This is a genomic window from Caballeronia insecticola, from assembly GCF_000402035.1.
GTDB lineage: Bacteria > Pseudomonadota > Gammaproteobacteria > Burkholderiales > Burkholderiaceae > Caballeronia > Caballeronia insecticola.
The window spans coordinates 152,995-167,050 of the sequence record NC_021295.1 but is presented as its reverse complement, the minus strand read 5'-3'; the positions used below and the strand labels follow the sequence as shown (position 1 = coordinate 167,050).

Sequence of the window (14,056 nt, the reverse complement as noted above, 5' to 3'; positions counted from 1 at the left end):
GCGATGACGATGAGTTCGGGTGCGGTTCATAAAGGAACTGATGGGGCGAGCGAGCGCCTGCGTAGCTTGACGATCCGGCCAGCAAGGGCGACCGACGCGGCCGCATGCGCGTCGCTCGTCTTTGCTTCAGGCAAGCACGAGTTCGAGTTCTTTCTTGGCTTGCGAGCCGAGCAATGCACGGAGTTTCTCAAGCACGCGTTTGCGCTGTCTCAGGGTCGCTTTTCATGGCGGCGCCACGAAGTGGCCGTCGATGCGCAAGGCGAAATGATGGCGGTGCTTGCCGCGCACGATGGTCGACGCGTCGCCGCTGACGATCTTCACATTGTTTGGACGCTGCTGCGTTATTTCGGTCCGCTGCGTGCGGTGCCGATGTTAGTGCGTGGCCTGGTGCTAGAAACGGAATTGCCGAAGCCCAGGCGCACACAAACGCTTGTTGCACATTGCGCGACGCGCGCCGACACGCGGGGTTGCGGCGTGTTTTCGATGCTGTTCGAGCAGGCGCTGCGCGGCGCGAGCGCGAGCACGCGCGGCCTGGTGCCCAGTGAACGAGAGGTCGTGCTGGACGCGCTTGTGAGCAACACGCGCGCTATGGCGCTTTACCGGCGACTCGGCTTTGTCGAGTTGCCGCGCAAGCGATCGCGGTCCCGTTTTCTTCCCGCGCAACTTGAATCGGTGCGTATGCGGTTGGCTGTGGGGGCGGAGAAGTGATGGATGCTTCGGAAGGGGGTGTTTCAGAACACTTCGCAAGCAATGCCTTACCGAATCTTTTGAATATAGGTAATCAGGATAATAGTATGGAAACCGGCGAGCTTAATTCCATCCCACTGACACATGCAGTCTCCATGCACACGGACGATCAATGTCGATGCAAGCATAGTGTTGAATCATATGCCGGCAAGTATCTGAAACAGCTTATCAATTTGAATCTCCGCGATGCAAAATCAGAGGTAAGCGAGCAGAACATCCCGGCCGTATTCGATTTCGAGAAGTATGGAAGTCTTGAAGGCTATAACGAGTATTTGTCTTCGGTTCAGAAGGGAAACTGGCGCAGGCAAATCAACAGAGCCGCGCGCGAAGGCTACTACTGCGCGTTTTTCGACAGATCCTCGAGGGTGCCTGATATTCATCTGGTTAACACTTCGACAGCTGTCAGAGCTCAGGGAGAGATGTCTTCGCATTATTTCAAAAGCATTGAAGAACTCGGTGGTTACCCGACCGCCAGATTTGATTTCAAAGCGCCCAAGTGCAACAGGCACTGGGATATCTGGCTTGGAGTCTTCCAGCCCTCCGAGGGGTACCGCCAAGGGGACGTCGTTGTGGGCTCTCGACTATTTGCCTATGCTCACCTTCGAAGGCTGGGTGATCTTTTCATCTATGCGCTCTTTTTGGGGCATTACGACTACTTGAAAGATGGGGTGATGCAATTGCTCCATTCCTACGTGGTCGAGAGTATCTATAAGAAGAGTTTCCCTTTCCTGGGAGGAGACAATTCCCCTTTGCTGGTCTATGGCGGATACAAGCATGGAGGGATCGGGAGGGAAACGTGGAAGAGAAGAGCGGGTTTTGAACCGGCGACCGTTCTCGCATCTGAGTGAGAAGGCTCTCTGGGCGTCGTTAAGCGGGTTGGTTTGTGCGCGTGGAAGTGCTACGTGTGCAGGTGAGGTTTCGGACGCCACCAGGCTCACTCACGCTAAAGGCTGAAGCAGGAAAAGGGTATCTGCCCGCTGGCTACGCGGCCTTGAGGGGACCGCGTCTCGCTAGAATTATCGAAATGCGGTCAGGTCAGCAACGCCATTTCAATCTTAGTCGTGGTGGCTAGCTTGTAATCGGGGCTTCCTATCTCGCGCGCGAAGCCTCTCACGCTTGCGTCTTGCAAATCGATATCATGCGGCCATGCGAATCGTACAGTTGGAGACTCGTCGTACCAGCGTACCGCTTTCTTCTCGTCGTTGACCAGAAGATAGAATGCGTATTCAACCGGTTCGCTCGACCACCCTTCGGGCAGCGTGATCTGACTTACGACTTCGTCTCCCTCCCGCCAAGCTGACACCGTCAGAGTGGGGGCGGGGCCCGGAAAATACCGCCGCATCTTGATTCCGAAGATGTTTCGAAGCTTGTTTTCGATGAAGAGCGGGAAATGTTTTCCGAGGTCGCTATGTTCGGAGTATTCGCCAACGTCCACCTCAACACAGCCACCCTGTGTTCGGATGTGTTCGGCGTACGGCAGAGCATGGCTCTCATAATGATGGTCGCCTCTGCCAACATGAATGCGGCAACTCACGTCACGGTTAAAGGGCAAGTCGAAGATTAGCTTGTCGAGTTTTTCTTCGCTATCTTCGCCGGGCATCATGTAGTTTGCCAGCCGAGGACCGTTTTCAAGATCCTGGCGCAAAAGGAAGTGTCCGATCCGGGTTTGTGGCGCTCCAGTGAGTACATGGCCATATCCCAGCCGGTTCGCAAAGTACAACGCAGACGCACCTCCCTTCGATGAGCCGAGGAAAATGACTTTGCTCTTCTCGATGCCCAGTTTGACCCGGAAGCTTTCGATCAGCGCGCACACGGCTTCAGCAAGTTCAAGCTTTCCATTCGATGCAATCAGATACGATCCTTGCGGACCGAAGTCGTCCAACACGAAAAGCTGATTGACCGGGGCGCCACGCAACACCCTGTGATAGTTGATTCGGTATTCGAACTCCGGAGCCAAAGCCGGAAACACCACGAACAGAGCGTCACTGTTCTCTTGCGGCTCAAACAAATACTGGATCGGCCAATCACCCGGAATGGTCTCAAACGGGAAATTGATCCCTTTCGCAGAGCGCGCGGGGAACGCAATAGAAGTCCGGCACTGCCACGATGAAATCTTTCCGGCCGCAACCTTCAGGACAGTTGTTTCCTTTGCTTCGCCAAGTCGCGGAAAGACATAGCCAGCAGGGGTTTGATCCCCATGTCCCAGCGTCAACTCGACAGGCGCATCGGACTGAACAGATATCTTGGCAACCTTGATATTTTCCTTCAGTAGATGGACTTCATTGGCGACCGTCACCGCCTTAAGACCCGGAGCCAGCTGCCACAACAAAGACATTCCGTGCGGCGCATCGCTGCTGACCTTGTCTGCAATATCCACGAGCGGCTTCGAGCGATGCACGGTCATGACACGCTCATGGTCGACGCCCGGATACCTCGCGTTTCTTCCCTTGACCTGAACGAACTGCCGCGTTTCCCTCGATTCTTCCAGCGCAACTCGCCCTGTCTCAGCGGACGGTTGCAAATCATCGAGCATCAGCGTGCTGTGCGCCGCGGCCGAGTAGCCATGCTTGGACAACGGATGTGCGTAGTCGTAGCCGTACGGGCCGCTCTCGTAGAGAATCCATTCGCCGGCGTACAACAAGACAGACAGGTCATCCTGATGCTTATGGTAGTCGCCATGATGGCCCGCGCACATGACGGCATAGGTTTGTTGCTCGCGTTTTTCCGGATCGTCTCTCAGAACCGCGAAGCCACCATCGAAGAAGAAGGCGGCGCTATCGGGAGTCGTGTACTGAAGTCCAAACACCTTATGGTAATTGGAAGGGGGAGCAACGGGCTGGGTATCGCCGAGCGGCGGATATTGCAGGTCCGGGGTAAGAATGTTCAGGCCGAAACGGCCCATCTTCCCGGTCAGCTCGCTCAGAGCCTGTGCGTTTGTCGGGTCCAGCCGCTCGATTAGCGACCTATGTCGGTAAATATTGTCCGCGACAAGATAGTGGTAAGCAGGAGAGTGTTCCTTGTGAACACCATCACGGCAAACAGACTGAAAGAAGTAATCGCTCAGGCGTTTCAGGGATTTTGCTTGTATGTTCTCCGCGTCCGGTGTGCAGACGCAAAAATACAGCAATGCCAGATCCTGAAACATGCCGTGGTTGTTCAAACCGGCATGAAAATTATCCTGATTCAGAATCCAAACAATGTCGTTGATTTTCTGCCACATGCGATCGGCAAGCGCTTGCTCACCGGCCGCCCGAAGCGAAAAGTATAAGCGCAGCCAATAGCCAAGACGGCGAGCGACCGTCTCATCATGAAACGCCATTGATCGAGCGTCCCGAGGATACTCGAACCGGCTGCTCCAGTCCTCGACCAGTTCAAGCGCGCTCAGTAACCAGTCTCTTTGACGTTGTTGCTCGTATGCGCACACCAGATCGCCAATGAAGGCATGCATATGCAGAGAGCGCTGGTGCATGCGCGAGAGCGCTTCAGCGCCTTCCCATTCCGGACGAATGTAGAAGGGAATGCCTCCATGGAGGTTCACCACGCGTCGTGCCGCGATATCTCGGGCGGCTGCCAACGGGTCGACGCTGACTCGTCCTGGCAAAAGCGATTTCAAAATTTCCATCGCAACTGCGACGTCTGAGTCAGGCAGCGGTCTTCTCATTACTCAACGCTTGGTTATCTGTAAGGCAATTCGGCGGGGACGTACCCATTCGAAGCTTACAATTTTAGCAGAGTTGATTCGTTATCTCGGCACGTCTGGCGCGAAAAAGACCGAAGTCTTGCATCATTGAAATTTCGATTGCCGGGACGCGAAAGTCGTGCTCTGTCGGGACCGAGGATCGCGCGAATGCTGTCTTCAACTTCGAAATGCCACTTCGTCTTTCAACTTGCCGAAAAAACGCTCAATCGCGACCCGCAAAATCCTGTGCGCATGTGCGTCACACAAGACGCCGGCAACCCGATCTCATGCTGGAAACTGCATCGAAGTCCAACGTCGCGTGGCGCGGGGAGGCTCAAGACCACGCCAGCGCACGCAATCCCGGCGTGTTTAGCATCGGGAATTGTCGTGTACGGGTCGATCATCGCGATCGCGGTAGGCGGAGGCATCGGGTCGTTGGTGCGTTGGCTCCTAAGTGTCTACCTAGATCCGAAGCGCCCGATGTTGCCGCTCGGCACCCTTGCATCAAACCTTGTTGCAAGCTGGGTCATTGGTTTTACTGTGTTGCTATTCACGCATTATTATTCCGAATCGCCCCGGGTTTTGAGGATGCACCAATTCGCGAGAGAATGATGTCATGAACAAGACGTTCACCTGAGATGCGCGAGCGCGCGGTGCGCATGGTGCAGGAGCATCGAGGCGAATATCCGTCGCTGTGGGCTGCGGTCGAATCCATCGCGCCAAAGATTGGCTGTGTGCCGCAAACGCTGCTGGATGGGGTCAAACGCGACGAAATTGACAAGGGCGTACGCGAAGGCTTTTCCAGTGGCCGCTTGCGGAAGCGACCTTTTGCGTCCTTCATCGACGAACTAAGGATTGCTGGTCAGCGCAACGCGCCGTCGCTTCAGAGACTGAAGCCTACACGCGGCCACGTCGTTTCATTTTACATAAACTTAATTATCAATTTTTATTATGTAGGTCCCAAGTTCAAATCTATGGCCAGCCCGAATTTTGCAACCTCTGGTTTTGACAGTGTGTGGCTTGCGCAAATCTATCCGGAATCGTGCCGGACGCTCGTCCGTTGTTCCGAGATGAAAACCGCACCGGTCGAACCTCATAATGTCGGCAGCTGCTTATGAGCTGTAGAACTTGTCAGGTTATTCGTCCGGTCGCTGAGCCGTTGGCCATCAAACTCCAGCAGTCGCAAAACCTGGTTAGCAAAATCTCAACTCTTGTGAACCAACAACGAACCTTGATATTCCGTATGCTTCGTGAGAACGGCCCAAGCGATCCGAGCAAGCTTGTTGGCAAGCGCGCATGCAACCACATTCGAGTGTCGTCGAATCAACATCGAACGAATCCAATCTCCAAGCCTGTCGTTACGTTTTTGCGCGCGCTGTATGACAGCACGCGCGCCTTGCACGAGCAGACGGCGCAGATGTTTGTCACCGCGTTTGCTGATGCCGCATAAGGTCGTTCGTCCGCCCGTGCTTTTCTGACGTGGGACTAGTCCGATCGACGCGGCAAAATTTCTTCCACACGCATACTGTGTGATGCTTCCGATCTCAGATGCGAGCAAGCTTGCCGTGATAGTGCCGATCCCCGGAACCGAAAGCAATCGAGCGGCGTTTTCGTCCTCACGAAGCTGCGCGACCAGTTCCTTCTCGATTTCGACAACTTGGGCGTCAAGATATTTATAGTGTTCGTGCAGTCGTTGAATGATTTGGAGAAGCCTCGACGGGAGATCATTGAGCGCGATGACATCAGGCAAACGACGCAAGGTTACTTTGGACATTGGCACCACGACGCCAAATTCGAGCAAGATACCGTGAATTCGATTGATGGTGGCCGTACGCTCCGTTACCAAACCTTCACGCGTTCGATGTAGTGCGGCTAGAAGTTGCTGGGCTTCCGTTCGAGGCTCGACGAAGCGCATTGCTGGTCGGGATGCGGCTTCACAGATCGCCTCAGCATCAATGTAGTCATTCTTATTGCTCTTCACAAACGGCCGCACGTATTGCGGCGAAATCAGCTTGCTTACGTGCCCCATCGCGTTCAGCTTGCGTGCTAGCCAGTGCGAACCAGCACAAGCTTCCATGACGACAGTAACGGCTTTGAGATTGCTGAAGAAGGAAAGCAACTGCTGACGCGAAAGCTTCTTGCGAAAGATCGCATGGCCCCTCGCATCCTGCCCGTGAACGTGAAACACATGCTTGCCAAGATCGATGCCGATCAGCGTGACCTCGTTCATGTCACCCTCCATCTACGTTAGATCGAACCTCTCATCGTAGGATATTCGCTGAGATCGGGCTGGCCATTTCATTATGTCGTGTTTGGGGGTGCGGTGGAATTCTTGGACTGGTCTATGTCGTCAGCCCGAGACTTTCCCGGTATTCAATCGGACTGAGTGCGCCGAGCGAGATCTTGATCCGTTTCTCGTTGTACCAGCGAATGTACAAGTCAACGATCTCAATGAATCGGTCGGTGCTGATGGCCTGCCAGTCCCGACAGTAAAACAGTTCCGTTTTCAGCCGTCCAAAGAAGCTTTCGCACGCCGCGTTGTCGGGCGAGCATCCCTTGCGCGACATTGAACGAATCAGATTGGCCTCACGTATTCGAGTAAGCCAGCCTGGCCAGCGATAATGCGCACCGCGATCTGAATGGACCACAGGTCGGCTGTTGCTACTACCCATTGCTTCGATGGCAGCATCGAGCATCGTGTTCACAAGCTCGGCGTCTGGTCGCGTACCGATCGACCAACTGATCACAAGCCCATCGAAGCAGTCAATGATCGGCGACAGATAACCTTCTGGACGAAATCCGGCCGCATGCCGAAGTCCTGTCCGAGCGACCCGTTCACGCCGAGAAACTTCGCGATGTACGGATCCTGCGTCTTCAGGAAGGTGTCGAGATTCTTCGACGTGATGCCCTCGTCTTCCGCCTCGAAAGTCGCATAGACGATCCACGACAGCGCCGCGGCCCACTTCGGATCGCCGCTCGATACGAAGCCGGCGAGCGGCGATTTGTCGAGCGTTTCCGGCAGGATGTCGAAGGCTTTCGGATCGGGCGCATTGCCTTTCCATCCGGCGAGCGCGGATTTGTCGGTGCTCATGACGTCGCAGCGGCCCGACGTCAGCGCCGCGAACAGCTTGTCGGTGTCCTGGTATGTCAGCACCTTGCTCGACGGCCTCCAGCCGTGCGCCTTGATGTAGCCGGACCACAGCACTTCGGTGCCGGAGCCTTGCGTCGTGCAGATCGTCGCGCCGTTCAGATCGCCGATATGCCGCGCCTTGAGCGCCGCCTTGACGAGCACGCCGTTTCCGTCGAAGAAATTGGCGGGCAGAAAGGTGATGCCGACCGCCGACGCACGCGTCGCGTTCACGGTCGTATGCGCGAACACGACGTCGGCCTGGCCGGTGCGCAGCGCGTTGAAGCGGCTCTTGTCCGTGACGACGACGAACTGCACCTTGTCCGCATCGCCGAGCACCGCCGCGGCGACGGCGCGGCACATGTCGACGTCCATGCCCTCCATCTTGCCGGTCTTCGTATTTAGATAACCCATGCCCGGTGTCGTGTTGTCCGTGCCGCACAGCAGCGTGCCGCGCTGCTTCACGGTCTGCAGATGATCCTCGGCGGCCTGCGCGACCCTCGTGAACCCCGCCAAGACATGCCGCGCCGAACAAGACGCCCGCGATCAACCGGTTCGCAAGTGTTCGTTTCATTCGAGTTCTCCCGCTTTCCTGTCTCGTGCTCGACGAGTCGTCAGTGGATCGGATCGCCGCGGACGTGCACCGGCCCTTTCAGTCGATGTGCGCGATCGCGGCGAACGCATTCGTCTTCAGTCCCGCGCGAATCACGCCGATCAGCCGTTCGATGTCGTCGACGGTATTGAACATCGCCAGCGACACGCGGATGCCGCCGCGCTCCGGCGACACGCGCACGTCGTTGCGGGCGAAGTAATCCGCCCACGTCTCGACCGGCAGTTGCAGCACGTAGATGTGATTGCGCCAGCCACGCTCGCGCGGACCGACGACGCTCACGCCCAGCGCATCGAGCCCTTCGAGCAGCAGATCGCCGAGCGCGAGCACGTGTTTCTGGATCGCCGCGACGCCGACGCTCTGGATCAGATCGATCGCCGCCGACAGCGCATGCACGTCCGGCAGATTGACGTTGCCGAATTCGAAGCGCAACGCGTCTTTGCGCACGGCCATGTCGTCGGGACGCGCGACGTAGTCGGCAGGCGGATTCGCCATGCTCGACATCGCCAGATAGGCGGGTTGCAGTTCGTCGAGACCGTCGGCGATGTACAGCACGCCGAGCCCTTGCGGCACCAGCAGACCCTTGTGCGTGCCCGCTGCCAGCACCGAGATGTTCAGTGCCTTCACGTCGAGCGGAATCACACCGACCGACTGCATTGCGTCGACGACGAGATAGATGCCGCGTTCCTTGCACAGCTTGCCGATGCCCATCAGATCGTGGACCTGGCCCGCGTGAAAAGTGACATGCGAGAGCGACACGACTTTCGTGCGCGCGTCGATGTAGGGCTCGAAGGTCGTCGCCGTGGCGATCTCGTCGTCCGGCAGCGGAGCGAAGCGGACCTCGACGCCATTGCGCTTCAGATTGAGCCATGCGTACGCGTTGTTCGGATGATCGCCTTCGATCAGCACGACGTTGTCGCCCGCCTCCAGCGGCACCGCGTTCGCCGCGATGTTGAGCCCTTCGGACGTATTCTTGGTGAATGCGATCTCGGACGGCGCGGCATTGAAGAACCTGGCGACGCTCACGCGCGTTTCCTCGACGCGGCGCAGCCAGACGGGTTTCGGTCCCGCCGTTTCGAAGCCTTCCGTGAGGAACGACGCGAGCGCGTCGCGCACGCTCATCGCAAGCGGCGTCTGGTGAGCGGAATCGAGATACAGCTGACGCCTGGTGACGGGAAACTGTTCACGGACGGCGCTGAGCTTTTCAGTCGGAATCATGGGCGATGTCTCACTTCGGTTTTCTTCAGCACGGCTTGCGGGAGCGATTCGATGGATCCGGTGCGGCCGGGATTGCCGAAATCGTGAAGGCATTAAACGTTCACCAGAAGGCGATGTCAAATAAATTCCGATTAGTGGTAATACCAAGTACCGTTTTTAGGAACATAATTAAGCGAGTGCTAGACTGACGTCGTGTGCGGTGGACGCTCGTGCGGATCGTCGGACGCGTGCCGGTAATCGAGTATCCTAGGCATCCACTTTTCGTCGACTCCGCCACGACGCGCGCGGAAGACGGCCCATCAAGCGAGACGAATCAGCAGACATGCGCAAGGAAGACAACCCCGTCGCCGATACGCCCGAACCGGAGGTCTCTCCCACCGAGCGCGCGTTCCACATCATCGAGATGGCCGCTCAGGTAGGCCGCGTGACGACGGCCGACATCATCGCCGCGCTCGGCATTCCGAAGACGACCGCGCATCGGCTGGTCAGCAATCTCGAGGAATTCGGCTTTCTGGAACACGGCATCGAGCGCGGCCGCTATCAGGTCGGCCCGCGCCTGCTCGAACTCGCGACCAATATCCTCGCGGCCTCCACCTCGCACGGCCCGATTCACGCGCTGCTGATGGAACTCTCGCGACGCACCGACGAAACCGTGAGTCTCGGTGTGATGCGCGGCTCGGAAGTGGTGTATATCGACAGCGCGATCGGCAATTCGCCGTTGACGCTCAATTTCCAGAAGGGGCATCGCGCGCCCGCGCATTGCACGTCGAGCGGCCGCGTGTTTCTCGCCAACATGGAGAAGAAGCAGCTCGACGCCTATCTGCTGAGCGGGCCGTGGGAGCCGATCACGCCCTACACGATCGTCGATCCCGACCGGCTGCGGCTTGAAATCGACCTCGTGCGCAAGAACGGCTACGCGACCAACGATTCCGAATTCGCGATCGGCGTGGTCGGCGCCGCGGTGCCGATCTCAGGCCCGCACGGCCGCCTGATCGCGTGCCTGAGCATTTCCGCGCCCAAAGCGCGCAAGTCGCTCGACGACATCACCTTGCTCGTGCCGACCTTGCAGGCAGCGGCGCTGCGGATCACCCGGATTCTCAGCGTGATCGACGGCGGCGACACCGCCGAGGACGATGCCGATACCAGGGCGGCGCGCCGCAAACGCTCCTGATCAGCCGCCCGTCACGCGCCCGATCTCCGCGCCCGCGGTGACGAAGCGGATCGCGCGCCGCATGTAGAACATGCCTCTCGTGCGGCTTCGGAGAGTGGCCGTTGCGCCGCTGATCGGGTCGACGATATCGCAGATGGCGTCGCCGATCTCCACGACGTCGCCGATCTTCGCCCGATACACCACGATGCCGCTCGTCGCGGCGTGGAAATGCTCGCTTTCCGATAGTCGCGTCTCCGGATGGCGCAGCGCGGGCGGAACCGCGGGCGTGCCGCCGATCGCCCCCTGATCGACCAGATAGGCGACGATTGCCTGCGCGTAGCGGCGCGCCGACTCGTAAGACACATCGCGCTCGCCCGCGCATTCGATGATGGTGGCGACCGCGCCCTCGCCAACCGGATACCGGTCGCCGAAATGTGCCTTCACGTCCGCCCATGCCAGGCGCGTCCAGTCGATGAAGAGACCGAGGTCCGCGCCGTCGAACAGCATCTGCGCCTTCGATTGCAGATGACGTGCGAGCGGCTCGACGCGCGGCCAAGCGGCCGCGTCGGTATAGACGTGGACGACGGCCTCCAGCGAACAGTGAATGTCGAGAACGATGTCGGCATCGCATGACAGCTTGAGCAAGGTCGAGCGCAGCGCCTCGAATTCCGTCGCCGGGTTCGCTGCATCGAGCGCGCTACGCATCGCGTCCTTGATCGCGCGTCTGTTCGCGATTGCGTCGCTGCCCAGACGGCCTTCCAGACGCGCGCAGACATCCGTGGGACGCGCGATGCCGCGGTTGAAGTTCGCGGCGCTATTCAGATCGAAGCACCCGAAGAACTGGCCGAGGAGGTGCTGACTCAGACCGATCGGATTCGCCACCGGGACGAGCGTGATGGCCGCGTTTAGCTTGCCGGCCGCTTTGAGCGCCCGAAGTTCGTCGCGCAGCACGTGCGCCGTGAGCATGGCGGGCGTCTCGTCGGCATGAAGCGATGCCTGCAGATAAACCTTCATGTCCGCTTCCGGCGGTCCGAAAGTCAGGCTGACGACTTCATGCCGCGTACCGATCGTCGCGGCGGGTAACGGTGTCCGCTCGAGTAACACGTTCGACTCCTTTTCCTGTTGACGCCCGAGGCTCCGGTAGCGTGTCCCAATTCTACACCCCACGATTTTTAGTTTCGTTTTACGGTTATATGTAGATCCACTTATCGGAACTTAATTGACACAAAAATCGGCTTGCGCTCAAATGCGCCCTATCGGATGCGCGATGCAAACGCGTCGTCTTGTCAACCGCATCACGGCAGTGGGGATGTTGTCCATGAATTCTTTACTCGACGGATATGGCACGCTCGTTCTGGGAGGCGCGCTGCAAACCGTGCAGCTGGCGATCTGCTCGCTGGCCCTGGCCTTCGCGATCGGCTTGCTCGGTGCATCCGCGAAACTGTTCGGCAGCCGATGGGTCGCCAACCTCGCCCGCCTCTACACGACGATCGTGCGCGGCGCACCGGATCTCGTGCTCATGTTGCTGCTCTATTACAGCATCCAGATTCTGCTGAACGGCATGACCGAGCGTTTGCACTGGACACAAATCGATATCAAGCCTTTTGCCGCCGGCGTGATCGTGCTGGGTCTGATACACGGCGCGTACTTCACCGAGACGTTTCGCGGCGCATTCCTGGCCATTCCGCGCGGACAACTGGAGTCGGGCACGTCGTTTGGCATGTCGTTCGGCCATGTCCTCGCACACATTCTGTTTCCGCAGATGATGCGCTTTGCGTTGCCGGCGATCGGAAACAACTGGCAGGTGATCGTCAAGTCCACGGCGCTCGTGTCGATCATCGGACTCTCCGATGTCGTCAAAGCCGCACAGGACGCGGGGAAGACCACCACACATTACTTCTTCTTCATCGGCGTGGCCGCACTCGTTTATCTGCTGATCACGACGGCATCCAACGTTGTGCTGCGTCATCTCCAGAATCGTTACGACCACGGCGTGCGCAAGGTGAACGTATGATCGACGTCTTCCGCGAGTACTGGCGCAATTACCTTTACACCGATGGCTATCAGTTCACCGGCCTGATCATCACGATCTGGTTGCTCGTATTCTCCGTTGTGCTCGGTTCCGCGCTGGCGGTGCCGATGGCCGTCGCGCGAAACGCCGAAAATCGCCTCGTGGCGCGCGCGGTCTGGCTCTACACCTATCTGTTTCGCGGCACGCCGTTATTCGTTCAGCTCCTGCTCTGCTATACGGGTGTCTTCAGCCTCAATGTCATCCGCAACCACGAGCTGACCAATGCCTTCTTCCGCGACGGAATGCATTGTTCGCTGCTCGTGTTCGTGTTGAACACATGCGCCTACACGACCGAGATTTTCGCCGGCGCAATCAGGGCGACGCCCGCCGGAGAAATCGAAGCGGGACTGGCTGCGGGAATGTCGAGACTTCAGCTCTATCTGCACGTCATTCTTCCCTCGGCGCTGCGGCGATCGCTTCCGAGTTACAGCAATGAAGTCATTCTGGTTTTCCATTCGACTTCGGTCGCATTCGCCGCAACCGTGCCGGATTTGCTGAAAGTCGCCCGCGATGTGAATTCCGCGACCTATCAATCCTTCGCTGCGTTCGGCATTGCTTTCCTGCTCTATTCGGCGATCACCTTTGCGCTGGTCTGGCTCTTTCGCCAGGCCGAGAATCGTTGGCTTGCTTACCTGAAACCGCAAAATGACTAACCTCGTTTCGACTGATCCATCGCGCCTGCCCGCAAAGGTCGCCGTCGATGACCTTCACAAGCGCTTCGGCGCGCATGAAGTGCTCAAGGGCGTGTCTCTCAGTGCGTGCGCCGGCGACGTCATCAGCGTCCTCGGATCGTCGGGCTCGGGAAAGAGCACGCTGTTGCGCTGCATGAATCTGCTCGAACATCCATTGGCGGGCCGCATATTCGTCAATCAGACGGAAATACGCCTGAAGCGCGACAAGACCGGAACGTTGCGCCCCGTCGATAAAACTCAGTTGCGGCGCATTCGCGCAAGGCTCGCGATGGTGTTTCAGCACTTCAATTTATGGCCGCACATGACGGTGCTCGACAACGTGATTCATGCGCCGATACACGTTCTCGGACTCAGTCGGCGCGAAGCCGAAGAACAAGGCAGGGCGAACCTCGATAAAGTCGGTCTAGGGGCCAATGTCGCGAACCGCTACCCGGCGCATCTGTCGGGCGGACAGCGACAGCGCGTGGCGATTGCGCGCGCATTGACGATGGATCCCGACGTGCTGCTTTTCGATGAGCCAACTTCGGCGCTCGATCCCGAACTCGTGTCCGAGGTATTGAAAGTCATGCAGAAGCTCGCAGCGGAAGGACGGACAATGATCGTGGTGACGCACGAAATGAACTTCGCCCGAAACGTCTCCAGCGAAGTCATTTTTCTGCATGAGGGACGAATCGAAGAACAGGGAAAGCCAGCCGACCTGTTCACACACTCCGCGAGCAACCGCCTTCGAAGGTTTCTCTCTGCGGCATAAGCTTTCTCTCC

At 58.1% G+C, this 14,056-nt stretch carries 12 protein-coding genes and 2 pseudogenes; 8 read left to right on the top strand and 6 right to left on the bottom strand.

Features of this window, described 5'->3' with window-relative positions:
* The first annotated feature begins 3 nt into the window (after positions 1 to 3).
* Together BRPE64_RS31200 and BRPE64_RS31195 are read left to right on the top strand one after the other, a co-directional pair.
* On the top strand, positions 4 to 708 hold the full coding sequence (locus tag BRPE64_RS31200; RefSeq protein ID WP_044044134.1) for a GNAT family N-acetyltransferase: 705 nt from the start codon (positions 4 to 6) through the stop codon (positions 706 to 708).
* A complete protein-coding gene (locus tag BRPE64_RS31195; RefSeq protein ID WP_144063611.1) occupies positions 708 to 1,595 on the top strand; it encodes a hypothetical protein in 888 nt (295 codons plus the stop codon). The genes BRPE64_RS31200 and BRPE64_RS31195 overlap by 1 nt, the downstream gene beginning before the upstream one ends.
* Positions 1,596 to 1,777: 182 nt before the next feature.
* Here the strand turns inward: BRPE64_RS31195 and BRPE64_RS31190 are convergent, their stop codons facing one another.
* On the bottom strand, positions 1,778 to 4,369 hold the full coding sequence (locus BRPE64_RS31190) for a heparinase II/III domain-containing protein (RefSeq protein ID WP_160167957.1): 2,592 nt from the start codon (positions 4,367 to 4,369) through the stop codon (positions 1,778 to 1,780).
* A gap of 225 nt (positions 4,370 to 4,594) precedes the next feature.
* Between BRPE64_RS31190 and BRPE64_RS33105 the strand changes: the two genes are divergently transcribed.
* Positions 4,595 to 5,038 carry a CrcB family protein gene (locus BRPE64_RS33105; protein WP_160167956.1) on the top strand — a complete coding sequence of 148 codons (444 nt, stop codon included), beginning with the start codon at positions 4,595 to 4,597 and terminating at the stop codon, positions 5,036 to 5,038.
* 26 nt (positions 5,039 to 5,064) lie between these two features.
* Positions 5,065 to 5,292 (top strand): annotated as a pseudogene (locus BRPE64_RS32640) (IS3 family transposase); the annotation flags it as partial.
* Positions 5,293 to 5,630: 338 nt separating this feature from the next.
* Here the strand turns inward: BRPE64_RS32640 and BRPE64_RS31185 are convergent.
* From BRPE64_RS31185 to BRPE64_RS31170, 4 genes and pseudogenes are all read right to left on the bottom strand, one after another.
* Positions 5,631 to 6,656: an IS110 family RNA-guided transposase gene (locus BRPE64_RS31185; protein ID WP_084675967.1), complete on the bottom strand. Its 1,026-nt coding sequence runs from the start codon at positions 6,654 to 6,656 to the stop codon at positions 5,631 to 5,633.
* A 112-nt stretch (positions 6,657 to 6,768) separates the two neighbouring features.
* Positions 6,769 to 7,209: pseudogene (locus BRPE64_RS31180) on the bottom strand (IS3 family transposase); the annotation flags it as partial.
* Complete coding sequence (locus BRPE64_RS31175) at positions 7,170 to 8,069, bottom strand: transporter substrate-binding domain-containing protein (protein WP_051180610.1); 900 nt, start codon at positions 8,067 to 8,069, stop codon at positions 7,170 to 7,172. The pseudogene BRPE64_RS31180 and the gene BRPE64_RS31175, both read right to left, overlap by 40 nt.
* A 136-nt stretch (positions 8,070 to 8,205) precedes the next feature.
* Positions 8,206 to 9,381 (bottom strand): aminotransferase class V-fold PLP-dependent enzyme, encoded by a 1,176-nt coding sequence (locus BRPE64_RS31170; RefSeq protein ID WP_044044128.1) that lies wholly within the window; start codon positions 9,379 to 9,381, stop codon positions 8,206 to 8,208.
* 322 nt (positions 9,382 to 9,703) lie between these two features.
* Between BRPE64_RS31170 and BRPE64_RS31165 the strand changes: the two genes are divergently transcribed.
* Complete coding sequence (locus tag BRPE64_RS31165; RefSeq protein ID WP_051180609.1) at positions 9,704 to 10,552, top strand: IclR family transcriptional regulator; 849 nt, start codon at positions 9,704 to 9,706, stop codon at positions 10,550 to 10,552.
* On the opposite strand, the gene BRPE64_RS31160 is transcribed toward BRPE64_RS31165, so the two are convergent.
* A complete protein-coding gene (locus BRPE64_RS31160) occupies positions 10,553 to 11,635 on the bottom strand; it encodes a M14 family metallopeptidase (RefSeq protein WP_044044126.1) in 1,083 nt (360 codons plus the stop codon). It abuts the gene before it with no gap.
* Positions 11,636 to 11,849: 214 nt separating this feature from the next.
* Here BRPE64_RS31160 and BRPE64_RS31155 point away from each other — a divergent pair, with 214 nt between their 5' ends.
* The 3 genes from BRPE64_RS31155 to BRPE64_RS31145 are packed head-to-tail and all read left to right on the top strand — an operon-like array spanning position 11,850 to position 14,045.
* A complete protein-coding gene (locus BRPE64_RS31155; protein WP_044044332.1) occupies positions 11,850 to 12,545 on the top strand; it encodes an ABC transporter permease in 696 nt (231 codons plus the stop codon).
* A complete protein-coding gene (locus tag BRPE64_RS31150; RefSeq protein ID WP_044044125.1) occupies positions 12,542 to 13,255 on the top strand; it encodes an ABC transporter permease in 714 nt (237 codons plus the stop codon). The genes BRPE64_RS31155 and BRPE64_RS31150 overlap by 4 nt, the downstream gene beginning before the upstream one ends.
* Positions 13,248 to 14,045, top strand: a complete 798-nt coding sequence (locus tag BRPE64_RS31145) for an ABC transporter ATP-binding protein (RefSeq protein ID WP_051180608.1) — start codon at positions 13,248 to 13,250, stop codon at positions 14,043 to 14,045. The genes BRPE64_RS31150 and BRPE64_RS31145 overlap by 8 nt, the downstream gene beginning before the upstream one ends.
* Positions 14,046 to 14,056: the final 11 nt, after the last annotated feature.

What these genes read in the sequence shown, in the direction of transcription:
- BRPE64_RS31150 (WP_044044125.1), top strand. Translation starts at nt 12,542, where the DNA reads ATGATCGACGTCTTCCGCGAGTACTGGCGCAATTACCTTTACACCGAT.
- BRPE64_RS31195 (WP_144063611.1), top strand. Translation starts at nt 708, where the DNA reads ATGGATGCTTCGGAAGGGGGTGTTTCAGAACACTTCGCAAGCAATGCC.
- BRPE64_RS31155 (WP_044044332.1), top strand. Translation starts at nt 11,850, where the DNA reads ATGAATTCTTTACTCGACGGATATGGCACGCTCGTTCTGGGAGGCGCG.
- BRPE64_RS31145 (WP_051180608.1), top strand. Translation starts at nt 13,248, where the DNA reads ATGACTAACCTCGTTTCGACTGATCCATCGCGCCTGCCCGCAAAGGTC.
- BRPE64_RS31165 (WP_051180609.1), top strand. Translation starts at nt 9,704, where the DNA reads ATGCGCAAGGAAGACAACCCCGTCGCCGATACGCCCGAACCGGAGGTC.
- BRPE64_RS31190 (WP_160167957.1), bottom strand. Translation starts at nt 4,369, where the DNA reads ATGGAAATTTTGAAATCGCTTTTGCCAGGACGAGTCAGCGTCGACCCG.
- BRPE64_RS31200 (WP_044044134.1), top strand. Translation starts at nt 4, where the DNA reads ATGACGATGAGTTCGGGTGCGGTTCATAAAGGAACTGATGGGGCGAGC.
- BRPE64_RS31170 (WP_044044128.1), bottom strand. Translation starts at nt 9,381, where the DNA reads ATGATTCCGACTGAAAAGCTCAGCGCCGTCCGTGAACAGTTTCCCGTC.
- BRPE64_RS33105 (WP_160167956.1), top strand. Translation starts at nt 4,595, where the DNA reads ATGCTGTCTTCAACTTCGAAATGCCACTTCGTCTTTCAACTTGCCGAA.
- BRPE64_RS31185 (WP_084675967.1), bottom strand. Translation starts at nt 6,656, where the DNA reads ATGAACGAGGTCACGCTGATCGGCATCGATCTTGGCAAGCATGTGTTT.